10 protein-coding genes and 1 pseudogene are annotated in these 13025 nt (G+C 52.9%); all 11 read right to left on the minus strand.

Translation table 11 applies throughout. From position 1 onward, the window contains the following. Window positions 1–15: 15 nt before the first annotated feature. Window positions 16–1431: a glycoside hydrolase family 32 protein gene (locus tag ACTRC3_RS05310; RefSeq protein WP_440322078.1), complete on the minus strand. Its 1416-nt coding sequence runs from the start codon at window positions 1429–1431 to the stop codon at window positions 16–18. Beyond that, the gene (locus ACTRC3_RS05315; RefSeq protein WP_440322080.1) at window positions 1428–2429 is read right to left on the minus strand and encodes a LacI family DNA-binding transcriptional regulator; all 1002 of its coding nucleotides are present in this window, start codon (window positions 2427–2429) and stop codon (window positions 1428–1430) included. The genes ACTRC3_RS05310 and ACTRC3_RS05315 overlap by 4 nt, the downstream gene beginning before the upstream one ends. A 275-nt stretch (window positions 2430–2704) precedes the next feature. Beyond that, a complete protein-coding gene (locus tag ACTRC3_RS05320; protein WP_440322082.1) occupies window positions 2705–4366 on the minus strand; it encodes a nucleoside kinase in 1662 nt (553 codons plus the stop codon). A gap of 80 nt (window positions 4367–4446) precedes the next feature. Continuing rightward, the gene (locus ACTRC3_RS05325) at window positions 4447–5217 is read right to left on the minus strand and encodes a Nif3-like dinuclear metal center hexameric protein (RefSeq protein ID WP_440322083.1); all 771 of its coding nucleotides are present in this window, start codon (window positions 5215–5217) and stop codon (window positions 4447–4449) included. A 47-nt stretch (window positions 5218–5264) separates the two neighbouring features. Next, window positions 5265–5966 carry a tRNA (adenine(22)-N(1))-methyltransferase gene (locus tag ACTRC3_RS05330; protein ID WP_440322085.1) on the minus strand — a complete coding sequence of 234 codons (702 nt, stop codon included), beginning with the start codon at window positions 5964–5966 and terminating at the stop codon, window positions 5265–5267. A 4-nt stretch (window positions 5967–5970) separates the two neighbouring features. Then, window positions 5971–7083: an RNA polymerase sigma factor RpoD gene (gene rpoD / locus ACTRC3_RS05335; RefSeq protein ID WP_178040185.1), complete on the minus strand. Its 1113-nt coding sequence runs from the start codon at window positions 7081–7083 to the stop codon at window positions 5971–5973. 38 nt (window positions 7084–7121) lie between these two features. Further along, window positions 7122–8891 carry a DNA primase gene (gene dnaG / locus ACTRC3_RS05340; RefSeq protein WP_349164685.1) on the minus strand — a complete coding sequence of 590 codons (1770 nt, stop codon included), beginning with the start codon at window positions 8889–8891 and terminating at the stop codon, window positions 7122–7124. Between the two features lie 12 nt (window positions 8892–8903). After that, window positions 8904–9911 carry a deoxyguanosinetriphosphate triphosphohydrolase gene (locus ACTRC3_RS05345; protein ID WP_440322087.1) on the minus strand — a complete coding sequence of 336 codons (1008 nt, stop codon included), beginning with the start codon at window positions 9909–9911 and terminating at the stop codon, window positions 8904–8906. Between the two features lie 200 nt (window positions 9912–10111). Then, a pseudogene (locus ACTRC3_RS05350) lies at window positions 10112–10642 on the minus strand (DUF5662 family protein); the annotation flags it as partial. Next, the gene (locus ACTRC3_RS05355; protein ID WP_440322089.1) at window positions 10639–12579 is read right to left on the minus strand and encodes an alpha-amylase family glycosyl hydrolase; all 1941 of its coding nucleotides are present in this window, start codon (window positions 12577–12579) and stop codon (window positions 10639–10641) included. The gene ACTRC3_RS05355 and the pseudogene ACTRC3_RS05350, both read right to left, overlap by 4 nt. A gap of 264 nt (window positions 12580–12843) precedes the next feature. After that, window positions 12844–13025 (minus strand): hypothetical protein (locus tag ACTRC3_RS05360; protein ID WP_440322090.1); only part of this gene is annotated, 182 nt, incomplete at its 5' end.

Genomic DNA, 13025 nt, shown 5'->3' on the forward strand with positions numbered 1-13025 from the left:
TACCTCCCTTATGATTTACATCCGCAACCGGCCTTTTGCTCCCGGCGCGCTCACTGTGACTTCTATCTCTTCCCCGTCCGGATAGAACCGGGTGGAAAATACATCCTTGCCGCCGTTTAAGAACACTTCCACACAGGAGGCGTCCACAATCACTCTCATATCTGTCAGTCTCGTCATTTTACGTCCGCGCATTGTACGGCCTGATCCCAATAGCTTGTCTTTAAATTCCATGCGGAAAATCTGTTCTTTGCTGTTCCATGTCAGCCAAAGATACTCCGCCAGTGTAATTTTTACATTTTCTTCCAGTTTATTTCCATCCGAAAGCTCGATTTCAAATGCCTTTCCCATCATGCCTGCGAAATCATTTTCAAAGGACTGCTCCGCTGTCCAATAAGCATCCAGCTCCCGGATGGGACTCTGGCAGAGCACGCCGTCCTTCACAGACAGTTCTCTCGGCAGGGTCAGTACATGCTGCCAGCCATCCTCCACCGTACGATTCGTGTAGAACGCATCCACATCCGCCATGCCCATCCAACCGATTTCGATGCGCCGTCCGTCCTCAGTCTCGAAGGTCTGGGGCGCGTAGAAATCAAAGCCGCCGTCCAGCTCCCGGAATTCACCGCTCACCGAAGTGGTGCGGAAATCGCCATCCAGGAAGGTGGTGACACTCTGATAGACGTTGTTGTATTTCAAACCGTCCGCTTCTACGCCCTGGGGTGAGATACTTAAGACTGTGTGTCCGTCCACCTCGTACAAATCCGGGCATTCCCACATGAATCCGAAGGGCTTCGGAGACTTGAGGCGGTGGGTGCAGAACCATTTGACGCCGTCTCCGGACGTAAAGAGGAGTACCACGCCCTGATCCTCTTTGGCGCGTGCGCCCTGTACCATGTACCAGCGGCCATTTTTCTTCCAGACCTTGGGATCCCGCACATGGCAGGTCAGGTCCATGGGATAATCGGCGTTAGTCAAAAGCAGTTCTTTCCGGTCAAAATGGATCCCATCCAGACTCACGGCCCGGACTGTGTTAGCCTGGCGACCCTGGTTGATGTAGTCGTAATCGCCCAGTTCTTTCACATTTCCCGTGTAATAGAGGTACATGTGGTCATCCTCGATGACTGCAGATCCGGAGTATACGCCGTGGCAATCATAGGGCTGATCTGGGGAAAGGGGAATGTTCTCCAGCTTCCAGTGCAGCAGGTCCGTGCTGGTGCAGTGAGCCCAGAATTTCAGGCCGCCCTTTTCCTCAAATGGAGAATACTGGTAAAAGGCATGGTAGACGCCCTTGTACTGACAGAGTCCGTTCGGATCGTTGAGCCATCCCACCGGCGGGGCGATATGAAAGCCCGGGCGCCAGCGTTTCGGCATCTGTTCCGCTTCCGTGAGGGTCTGGGAAATCAGTTTTTCCCAAGTGCGATGCAGTGCGTTCATTTCGTTCTCTCCTTTTCTGAAATCTCTGAGCTTTCCCGGACGATGAGCCGTGCTCCCATGGGATGAGCGACGAGCTCCCTGCCTTCCGGCTGCCCGATATTCTTTATCAGGATGTTTACGGCCTCTTCCGCCATCTCCCGGTTTGGCTGGGAAACGCTGGACAGGGCCGGGTACAGGTACTCGCAGGTATAGGTGTTATCGAACCCCACCAGGGCAGCACGCTCCGGCATCGAGATACCAAGCTTCTGCAAAATGCCGTGAACCTGTACGGCACGGCGGTCATTATAAGCAAAGATACCGGTTTTTCCCGGATGTGTATCAAAATGAGCTTTCAAAATGCCTTGAATTTCCCGTGAATTCTTTGTCTCTATCAGGGTCAGCTTCTGCTCAAAATGCAGATCCGTTTCCTTCATCTTCTCTGCGAAGCCCAGATACTTTTTATCCTCAATCGTTCCCACAAAGATATAGTGTTCACAGCCAACGCTTTTCAGATGCTCCGCCACCTGTGCGCCTGCCTCTGCATGCTCAATGTAGACACAGTCCATCTGGTCGGTCTCACGTGTAATAGCCACAGCCGGGATATCCAGGGCTTTGATGTCTTCCCGGAACGCGGCGTCATGCTCTGCCACCGGCACGATAACCAGGCCGTCCACCCGGTAGCGCCGCATGACGTCCAGACAGTGTTTTTCCTTCTCCCGATCGTAATCTGAGTTAAACAGAATCAGACTGTAGCCCTTTTTTCTCGCCGCCTGCTCCATGTATTTCTCCAAATCCGCGAAAAAGGAGTTGGAGATATCGGTCAGCACCACGCCGATGAGCTTGGTTCCGCTGCCCACCAGCCCCCGGGCCATGGCATTGGGTTGAAAATTATGTTCTCTGGCGCAAGCCAGCACTTTTTCCCGCACCTCCGGTTTCACGGAAGTGTTGCCGTTCAGCACCCGGGATACGGTAGGCTGCGACACGCCGGTGAGGCGGGCGATTTCGGTCATTGTAATCATGGGTTATCTCTCCTGTCGATATGGTTTTCTTCTATGTTGTAATACTTGTAAAAACCAGTGTTTATGTTTGTGAATACGTATTCACATGACGGCGTTATAGTAGCATGGGGAGGAGTGAGTGTCAATTGGTGGATTGTACAAAATGAACCGAAAATTTTTGTGCATTGCACCGAAAAACAGGTTGAAAAAGGAGCTTTCCTAAGGAGGGTCTAATTGCGCCCGAGCGTGGAAAGCTCCTTTTTCAACCGTCCGTCTTCAACCAAACGGTTTTTCTCTTATAACCGGAAGCACCCGCCCCCAATAAACTCTCGCACCAGCGAGTTATCCGGAATATTCGTACTATCTACTCCCAGGAAATAATCCAGGAACTTCAAAAGCCGCTTGGCCTCCAGATACTCCGGTGCTTCCCGGTCGATGCCGAAAAGCAGCGGCTCCGCATACTGCTTCAGAACCGAAAGCTCATAAATCAATGCGGAATTAAATACCACATCCGCCTCCTCCTGGTAGGGGAAGATATTCTCCTCCTCGCCTCTGCGGACCGAAGGCCACATGGAAATGGTGCGGGCTGCACTGGCTCCGCGTGTCCGCGCGTCGCGGACCATACGGCGGATAAGTCTGCCATCGGTAGTCGGGATCCGGTTGTGCTCATCTACATTCAGCTGTGTCAGAGCGCTGATGTAGATCTTAAACTTACTCTCCCGGGGCAGACTGTGGGACAGCTTGTCGTTCAGACAGTGAATGCCCTCTATCAGCAGAATGTCATCCTCTCCCATAGTCATATAGTCGCCGTTATACTCCTTCTTTCCGGTCTTGAAATTGAAGTACGGCAGTTCCACGGTTTTGCCCTCCAGAAGCTCGCACATCTGTCGGTTAAACAGCTCGATATCCATGGCCTCCAGGCATTCGAAGTTATAGTCTCCATTTTCATCCCGGGGCGTCATTTCCCGCTCTACGAAATAATTGTCAACGGAAATAGGGTGCGGCTTCAAACCTGCCGCCGCCAGCTGGATGGACAGTCTTCTGGAAAATGTCGTCTTGCCCGAGGAAGAAGGTCCCGCGATCATGATAAACTTTCGACTGCGATCTGCCGCAATCCGGCTTGCAATCTCCGCAATTTTCCGTTCCTGCAGGGCCTCCTGGGTCATAATCAGCTGATGCAGGCCACCCCGGGCGATACAGTCGTTCAGATCGCCGACAGTGGAAATACCCAGCAGATCGCCCCATTTTGCAGATTCCTTCATTACCTGAAATACCTTATGCTGGGGTGCGAAGGGCGGAATCTTTTCCGGCGCTGCGGCAGTCGGGAACTGAAGTACAAAGCCTTCATCGTAAGGATACAGTTCAAAATACTTGAGATACCCTGTATCCGGCACCATATAGCCGTAGTAATAATCCTCAAATTCACCGATATTGTAGATATTTACCCGGGAAGCCCGGCGGTAGCGGAACAGCTTTTCCTTATCGTACATCCGATGGTTATGAAAGATGCGAAGCGCCTTGTCCGTACCCACATTTTTCTTCACGATAGGAGTCTTACGCGTCACATATTCCTGCATCTGCGCCTTCACCGCCGCAAGGAACGTGCCGTCGACCTGCACGTCGCCCTCCACAGTACAGTAATAACCGTTGCTCAGGGAATAATGTACCTGGGCCCGTGTCACATGATCGTGGCCCGCCACCCGGTAGATAGCTTTCATCAGCAGCATCGTCAGGCTGCGCCGGTAAGACTGGGCCCCCACCATATCCGCCGTGGTGTAAAATACAAGCTCCGCATCCTCGTACAGCTTCTTGTTCAGCTCCCGCAGACGCTTATTGACTGACACCAGCACGATATCGTGGGAATAATCCTTTTGCATATCCGCCGCGATTTCCAGATATCGGGTTCCTTCCGGATATTCATATGTTTTTCCGTTCAGACTTACCTTTACCATTTTCATATGCCGCACCTCCATATTTTACATTGGCAGCTGCATGTTCTGATACAGCAGCCATGAAACTTCCATTTTTCGAGTATCTTTTACAGCACCTGAAAGGGCTGCTTCACCGGCGCAGTATACACACGGAGCTCCGGACAGTTTTCCTTCAAAAAATGCTCCATATCCGCGATATAGATATGCTCCACTCCGTAATGTCCTGCGTCAATGATCGCCATACCGCAGTCCGCCATATCAATGCCGGTGTGATGATCGATATCGCCGGTGATATACACTTCCGCTCCCATAGAGAGCGCCGGCTTCGCCTCGCTCTTGCCTGATCCCGGACAGATGGCTGCTCGATGCACCTGCTTCTCCGGCTCTCCGAAAATCTTCACATTAGGAAGCCCGAAGCGCCCTTTGACAAAGTTGGCGCACTCCTCCAGGGTCATACTCCGAGGCAGATCACCCACACGGCCGATGCCTTCGCCGTCCAGCACTTCCTCCAGTACCTTTCTATCCTTCAGATCCAGCATATCCGCCGCCAGCTCCGCCATTCCCATCACATCATAATTGGTATGCATGGCATAATAGGAAATGTCGTTTCGAATCAAGCGAATCAGCCGCTCGCCCACATAATCGTCGGTGGTCACAGATTTCAGGCCGCCGAAAATCATCGGGTGATGGGTCAGCAGCAGCTGCGCGCCGCACTCGGAAGCCGCGTCCACCACCTCGTCAGTAGCGTCCAGGGCAATGTAGACTGTATCCACTTCCCGCTCCCGGCTTCCAGCCAGAAGGCCCACATTATCCCAGTCACAGGCATATTTGCGCGGATACCGCGCCTCGATTTTATCCAGAATATCCTGACATCTCATTCTCTATACGCTCCTGTTTTGTTACTGTACATTGTAAATTTTTGTATTTATCGCCAGCTTGTTATACAGCTCAGCACTTCTGTCAGCAGCCCGATTTCCGCCGCCACTTCCGCTCTCCGCGCCGCAATCCGTCCGTCATCATTCTTCGGAAGCCCAGCCTCTATCTGCCGGTTTACCTCAAGCCTCTTCTCCAGGAAATCCGCCAGCACCTCCGGAGATTCCTGGAGTCCCAGCTTTCCGAAGCGGTACTCCGCCTCCGTATAGCCTTCCGTCTCACCCGGTACGGCCTTGAACATGGGATAATATTTCCCCTCATCCAGCAAAATATCTTCCTTCATGATATGCCAGCCGTGGGTACACAGCCACCGCCGCACCTCGTCAATTTCCGACTGGGGCTGCAGCACCAGCTCCCGTACACCCATAAGCGCCCGGGTTCCTTCCGTCAGAATCCGCACCATCAACGCGCCGCCCATGCCGGCGATAAGCACCGTGTCCGCCTCGCCGCCTCTTAACTCATGCAGTCCGTCAGACAGCCGCGTCTCTATGTAATTCTCCAGTCCGGCATCAGCGATATGGCTTTTTGCCCGCTTAAGAGGCCCCTCATTGATGTCCATGGCTATCGCCGACGGGATCTTTTTCTCCCTGCAAAGACAAAGGGGAACATATCCGTGATCTGTTCCCACATCTGCCAGCCGGCTGCCCTCTGTGACCAGCTCTGCCAGTCGGTTCAGTCGTCTTGAAATATTCATTTTCCTAGTCCAGATAATCCTTGAGCTTCCGGCTGCGGCTCGGATGACGCAGCTTCCGAAGTGCTTTCGCCTCAATCTGACGGATTCGCTCACGGGTTACGTTAAATTCCTTTCCAACTTCTTCCAGTGTCCGGGCACGCCCATCATCGAGACCGAAACGCAGGCGCAGAACCTTCTGCTCCCGGTCTGTCAAGGTGCTTAAAACCTCTACCAACTGCTCTTTCAGCAGGGTAAATGCCGCAGCGTCCGCCGGGACCGGTACATTGTCGTCCTGAATGAAATCGCCCAGATGGCTGTCCTCCTCCTCACCAATAGGCGTCTCCAAGGAAACCGGCTCCTGGGAAATCTTCAGAATTTCACGCACACGCTCCACCGGCAGCTTCATCTCTGCCGCGATCTCCTCCGGAGTAGGTTCACGTCCCAGCTCCTGCAGCAGCTGACGGGACACGCGGATCAGCTTGTTGATGGTCTCCACCATATGCACCGGAATACGGATGGTCCGTGCCTGATCGGCAATGGCTCTTGTGATAGCCTGACGAATCCACCAGGTAGCATAGGTACTGAATTTATATCCTTTTCGGTAATCGAACTTCTCTACCGCCTTGATAAGTCCTAAGTTTCCTTCCTGAATCAGATCCAGGAAGAGCATACCGCGGCCCACGTAGCGCTTCGCTATGCTGACTACCAGTCGAAGATTGGCCTCGGCCAGACGCTTCTTCGCGTCCTCGTCGCCTTCTTCCATACGCTTTGCCAGTTCAATCTCCTCGTCTGCGCTCAGAAGGGGAACCTTACCGATCTCCTTCAGATACATACGAACCGGGTCCTCGATGCTGACGCCGTCGGGAATGGAGAGGTCTAACTGCTCCACGTCCATGTCGTCGTCATCCTCTGCCAGAAGCAGGGCGTCGTCGGGCTCGTCCCCATCGCCGGTAATCCGAAGCACATCGATATTATTGGCCTCCAGATACTCCAGGATTTTCTCCATATGATCCGGATCCAGATCAAACTCCGCAAAGAAGTCGCTGATCTCCTGGTACTCCAGAATATTCTTTTTCTTCTTCGCCATTACCAGAAGCTCTTTTAATTTCTCCTCAAACTTTGCTGCGTTTTCTTCCATGTTGTTCCATCCTTCCATAACTTGTTAGTATTTTATCCTTAATCCAGTGAAATATGCAGTTTCTGAAGCTCCCGCCGCTCCTGTATAAGCTTTTGCAGTCCCGCCATATCGGTGGGAGCAAGCTCTTTTCCTCTGCGGTTCAATGCTTCCTGCCGGATTTTGTAAATGGTCTCCTGCAGGGCTTTTTCATTCTCCTCTCTGGTCTCCACCTGCTTTAACTGGGCGTTGAATACAGCTGCGGCCTCCCGCTGCTCCTCCGCGTTTTCAAAACGGCTTAAAATTCCGGCGGGGTTTAATTTCCCCTGTTGATCCTGCTGCTCATACAGCATCCGCGCAATCTCAGCGTACAGTGGCACGCTGAAATCTTCCGGACGGATGTAACGCCTTATAACCCGGGAATACTGCTCATCGGAAATCATCCAGGTAAGCAATAGCTTCTGGGACGCCGCCGTTCCCTCGTCCTTTTCTTTTTTAGCGGACGATACGTCCCGGGGGCGCGGCGACGGAGCCTGTCCGCCTAAGGATAGACCCAGCTGGTTAACCTTCCGCCGCAGGGCCTCGTAGCCGGTGCCGTATTTGGCCGCTATGGCCTCGATATAATTATTACGCTCGATTTCATCGGAAAAACCCAAAAGCTTCTTCGAGGTTTCATCAAAAAATGCCGTCTTCTGGGCCGGATCCTTTAAGTTGTACTGACGCTCCAGCACCTCCACCTCAAAGAGGAAGCTGCTCTGAGCCTCGTCGATACGCTGCTGAAAGGCTTCGCGCCCCATATTTTTGATAAATTCATCCGGATCCTTGTAGGGCTTCATATTGATGACCCGCATGGTCAGTCCCGCTTCCTTCAGAATCGGGATCGCCCGGAGAGCCGCTTTGGTTCCGGCCTCGTCGCTGTCGTAGGTCACCAGCACCTCATCGGCGTAGCGTTTCATGAGAATCGCCTGCTGGGTGGTCAGCGCCGTTCCCAGGGACGCCACCGCCTGGCTGAAGCCTGCCTGATGAAGGGCTATCACATCCATATAGCCTTCACAGATAATCAGGTTTCCTTTCCGGGAGCTGCGGGCAAAATTCAGCCCATACAGGTTCCTGCTCTTATCGAAAATCTTTGTCTCCGGCGAGTTCAGATACTTGGGCTTCGCGTCGCCCATGACACGGCCTCCGAAGCCGATGACCCGATGATTGGCGTCCATAATCGGGAACATAACCCGGTTCCAGAACTTGTCATAGACGCCGCTGCGCTCGTCCATGCTGAACAGCCCCGACTCCTTCAAGAGGGCGTCCGAATACCCCTCATGCTTCAGGTACTGGTACAATTCCTTCGTCTGCTGCCCAGAATAGCCCAGTCCGAATTTTTGAATGGTCTCATCCGTAAGCGCCCGATTTTTCAGATACTCATACCCCACCCGGCCCTTGGGCTGCCGGAGCTGATAGTAGTAGTATTTCGCCGCTTTTTTCTGAATCTCCAGAAGCCGGCTCTTTAAGTCCGCCTGAAGTCTGGCCTCCTCGGAGTATTCCACCTCCGGCAGATCCACGCCGCTCCGGTCAGCCAATACCTTCACCGCCTCGGGAAAAGTATAATTTTCATATTCCATTAAAAATGTAAAGACATTGCCGCCTGCGCCGCAGCCGAAGCAATAATACATCTGCTTGCCCGGCGACACCGAAAAGGACGGGGACTTCTCACTGTGAAAGGGGCAGAGTCCGAAATAGCTGGATCCCTTCCGCTGAAGCCGCACGTACCCGGAAATCACATCTACGATGTCATTCCGCGAGCGCACCTCTTCGATCAATTCTTCTGCATAATACATCTATTCTGCCACCTATGCGTTCCATGCTTTTGGAACAAAGTATTCTTCAAACTTATAAATCGCGTACTGGTCTGTCATGCCGGATATGTAATCGCACACCACGATCTCCAGTGGATCCCGGCCACTGGCCAGCATGGCCTTGAACTCATCCGAAAGCTCCTCCGGATGCTCCGTATAATAGGAAAATAGTCCCTCCAGCATATTCCGCGCCTTAACCTCCTCGCCCTTGGCGATGGGATTCGTATACACATTGCTGAACATGAAGCTGCGGAGCGCGTGCATGGCTCCCTCCACCTCTGCGGACATACAGATGTCCGGCTTTCCCATGCTCTGGGAAATGACGTCATGTACAAGCGTGTTCAGCCGCTCCCGCGTCGTGCTGCCCAAAATATCCCGGTATTCTTTTGGAATATCTGTCTCCTCCAGAATCCCGGCGCGGATGGCGTCGTCAATATCGTGATTGATATAGGCAATTTTATCGGAAAAACGTACCAGCTTGCCCTCCAGGGTAGACGGATGGCCGCTGGTCCGGTGATTTCGGATGCCGTCACGCACCTCCCAGGTCAGATTCAGGCCTTTCCCGCTTTTTTCCAGTTTTTCCACCACGCGGACACTCTGCTCATAATGAGCGAAGCCTGCGCTGCAAAGGTCATTTAAGACCCTCTCACCTGCGTGTCCGAAAGGCGTATGTCCCAGATCGTGACCCAGGGCGACAGCTTCGGTCAGATCCTCATTGAGGCGCAGGGCCTTTGCCATGGTTCTGGCTATCTGGGAAACCTCCAGGGTGTGGGTCAGACGGGTACGATAATGGTCGCCCCGGGGCGTCAGGAAAACCTGCGTCTTATGCTTCAGACGACGAAAGGACTTGCAGTGCAAAATCCGATCCCGGTCTCTCTGATAGACTGGCCGGATATCACAGGGTGGCTCATACCAATCCCGCCCTCTGGAATTCTTACTCAGAGAAGCATACGGACTTAAATAATCGCTTTCCCACTGTTCCGTGCTTTCGCGTATAGTCATACATCCACCTCTTTATGATGCTGTACTGCATGGTTATCAGTTTTCCTCTATTTATAATATTCTGCACCGGTTCCCCATTTCCTTTTTTATTTTCCGGACGCCTTCTCCTGCTCCTTCTGAAGCCGCAGAAGCTCCACGTCCGAAACGTAATGACCATCGCCTGCCAGTTGCCAGGGTCTGGGAGGAATCTTCGGATACTCCTTCTTACCTACAATGTTGGCGCGCATGTAAGCGAACAGCGCCTCCTCGCCCTGCTCGTCCAGCAGGTGAAGCAGATGCTCCAGAAGTGCCCGGGTCTCATCGTGAATCATATAGGAATCTTTTCCCTTTTCATAATATTTCAGAGACTCATGCTGATCATAATGACCCTTATTGTAGATTTTGGACGCAGCCATGCGATCCATCATCATCTCGGCCACATAGCGGTTGGGCATCTTCATGCCGGTCATGCCTTTCACCGGACCTACGCTGTAATCAATCCAGTACTCGTAATGGTGCTTGTTGCGGCCCTTATGGTGAAGCCAGGCCGCTGAATAGCCCTTGTCCTCCCGCTCGGCATTATTGGGGCTTCTGTAGCCCTGATAGTATTTACAGCCCGGTATAAATTCCGTGGGCGTATATTTGGACATATCGTGCAGCAGTCCCTGCCGGTACAGCCCTATCTTGAAGCAATGCCGCATGACCATGATTTTATGTTCTGTAATGGTGCAAAAATGGTTCCAAGCCTTCATTCTGCCTCTGCTCCTGCCTGTTTTTTCTGTTCCTTCTGCTCTTTTTTCTCTTTCCGCCTTGTCTGTCCCCGCAACACCAGTATGGTCCGCTCTGAAACGGTCACAGTGCGCTGATCTGTAAGGAGCTCTTCGCTGCCCTCCGCATGGATCCCATCTGTACCTTCGATTCCTGTATCCAGGGCAATGGTCCAGACCTGTTTGCCCGGCAGCTTCGGAAGTGCGAATTCATGGGGAATCCAGTGCATATTGTAGGCCACGTAGAAGGAATCGTCATGCTCCTTTCCTTCTGAGTTCGCCGACACATACTCGCCTGCGTAGAGAATTCCCACGCTCCTGCTGTAATTTTCAAAATCGCCCAGCCATGCCCGTTTTCCATGATAGGACACATCCGGATGGCCGCAGGACAGGTAATCAGTCTGCCGAAGCTCCGCGTCCTGATGAAAGACCGGATGATCCTTTCGGAAGGAAATGAGGCGTCGCACATATTCTTCCAGGTATTCCCAGGCCTTGCCCGGTTTCCATTTGATCCAGGACAGTTCATTGTCCTGACAGTAAACGTTGTTATTGCCTAACTGACTGTTGCCGTGTTCGTCGCCGCCGTACAGCACCGGAACGCCCTGACCGAGATACAGCATCACCAAGGCGTTACGAAGCTGTCTGGAACGAAGCTCCAGGGTCTTTTTCTTCCGGCTCGGTCCTTCCTCGCCGCAGTTCCAGCTATAGTTGTAGTCGGTACCGTCCCGGTTATCCTCGCCGTTGGCCTCGTTGTGCTTCTCATCGTAGGACACCGCGTCCATCAGGGTAAATCCGTTATGGCCTGCCAGATAGTTCATGACCGCATGACGCTCCGGATTTTTCCGCTCTCTCCAGATAAAAGCCGGGATCATGCCCTCGTCGCCCTTCAGGAAACGACGGATATCCATCATAAAACCGTCGTTATATTCTGCCAGATTGCGGAAACCCGGAACAGTACGCCCGTCGTAAATCTCATCCAGTCCGAAGCCCTCGGACATGATTTTCGTGTGGCTGAGAAGCGGCTCCTGGGCCAGTGCCTCCACCGGCGTATGATCCCGATTTACGTGAACTCCGTCTATGTGGTATTCCAGTACCCAGTAGCGGATGCAGTCCAGTACCCGGGCAGTCTGCATGGCTTTTGGGAAATAGAATTCCAGCACCAGCTCAATGCCGTTTTTATGCAGCTCCTTTACCAGCGTTTTTAATTCCCGCACCGGGTCATTGGAAGCCGCGTAAGAGGCCTTCGGCGCAAAATAATAGCTGTCGGTGTAGCCCCAGTAGTTCATCAGGGGTTCGTCGGATCTGCCCCGACGGATAGCTGGCCGTTTTTCGTCCCAGGCCTCCACTTCCGCGAACTCATAGACCGGCATCAGTTCCAGCTGATTGATGCCAAGCGCCTTCAGATAGGGGATTTTTTCCCGCACGCCTGCGAAGGTGCCTTTGGCACGGACGCTGGATGTGGGATGTTTCGTGAAGCCGCGCACATGGGTGGCGTAGGCAATCACATCGGTATAGGGGATCTGCAGAGGCTCGTCACCCTCCCAGTCAAACTCATCGGATATGATACAGCCGCGCAAAGCAGCCTCTCCTGCCGGCGCCTGTCCCCAGGTTTTGCGTCCGGAGATACGGCGGGCGTAGGGGTCTGTCACGATGGTGCCTGCAATGCGGTAGTTATATTCGTATTTTTCTATGGGAAGCTTTTCTATTTCGACGGAACGCAGGTCGCCGTAGCGGGTGCTGTATTCCATGGGGATCTCGATCTCGGCTTCCGGGCTTCCTTTTTTATACAGGAGCAAGGTGCAGTCCTTTTCTGCTGGAACAGCAGCCGTGAAGCTTATCCACGCTCCCTGGCGTTCGATGCCGGGGCGGTGGTAGGAGCCTGTTTTTATGGGATATCGGAATGAGGTATCCAGGGTTTTCATGGGGTGTGGGTCCTCCCTTTTTATCAAATTTTGGGGATTTTTGAAAAAATCACGAAATTTCGCCAATTATGATTATTATAACAGATTTTGTGAGGACAGGGAAGAGGGAATCGTTGTGGACGGCTTGTGTCATGGAGACGGACGACCCGGGCGGGAGAAATTTTCCACGCTCGGGCGCAGATAGTTGTGAATGCCCTTCGCCCGGTTTTGTACAGCAGAGCCCGCCCGCTCTCTGTTGAGAGACAGGGCGGGCGTGGTTTGGTTCTACTCTTTTGATGTCGGATCGGTGGGCTCTTCTTTTTTATGGAAAATTGGCTTTTTCCAGACGATTTTCCGCACGATTTTTATAACAATAAAGGCCGCTGCCGCGAAGATCGCGAAGTAGGGGAGAGATGCGGCGAACCAGATGGCGAAGCTTCGGAGGCCTCGGCTGATGTGGTAGATAT

The sequence above is a fragment of the Laedolimicola sp. genome, assembly GCF_051972735.1.
Taxonomy (GTDB): Bacteria; Bacillota; Clostridia; order Lachnospirales; family Lachnospiraceae; genus Laedolimicola; species Laedolimicola intestinihominis.

What these genes read in the sequence shown, in the direction of transcription:
- ACTRC3_RS05355 (WP_440322089.1), bottom strand. Translation starts at nt 12,579, where the DNA reads ATGAAAACCCTGGATACCTCATTCCGATATCCCATAAAAACAGGCTCC.
- ACTRC3_RS05345 (WP_440322087.1), bottom strand. Translation starts at nt 9,911, where the DNA reads ATGACTATACGCGAAAGCACGGAACAGTGGGAAAGCGATTATTTAAGT.
- ACTRC3_RS05310 (WP_440322078.1), bottom strand. Translation starts at nt 1,431, where the DNA reads ATGAACGCACTGCATCGCACTTGGGAAAAACTGATTTCCCAGACCCTC.
- dnaG (WP_349164685.1), bottom strand. Translation starts at nt 8,891, where the DNA reads ATGTATTATGCAGAAGAATTGATCGAAGAGGTGCGCTCGCGGAATGAC.
- rpoD (WP_178040185.1), bottom strand. Translation starts at nt 7,083, where the DNA reads ATGGAAGAAAACGCAGCAAAGTTTGAGGAGAAATTAAAAGAGCTTCTG.
- ACTRC3_RS05315 (WP_440322080.1), bottom strand. Translation starts at nt 2,429, where the DNA reads ATGATTACAATGACCGAAATCGCCCGCCTCACCGGCGTGTCGCAGCCT.
- ACTRC3_RS05325 (WP_440322083.1), bottom strand. Translation starts at nt 5,217, where the DNA reads ATGAGATGTCAGGATATTCTGGATAAAATCGAGGCGCGGTATCCGCGC.
- ACTRC3_RS05330 (WP_440322085.1), bottom strand. Translation starts at nt 5,966, where the DNA reads ATGAATATTTCAAGACGACTGAACCGACTGGCAGAGCTGGTCACAGAG.
- ACTRC3_RS05320 (WP_440322082.1), bottom strand. Translation starts at nt 4,366, where the DNA reads ATGAAAATGGTAAAGGTAAGTCTGAACGGAAAAACATATGAATATCCG.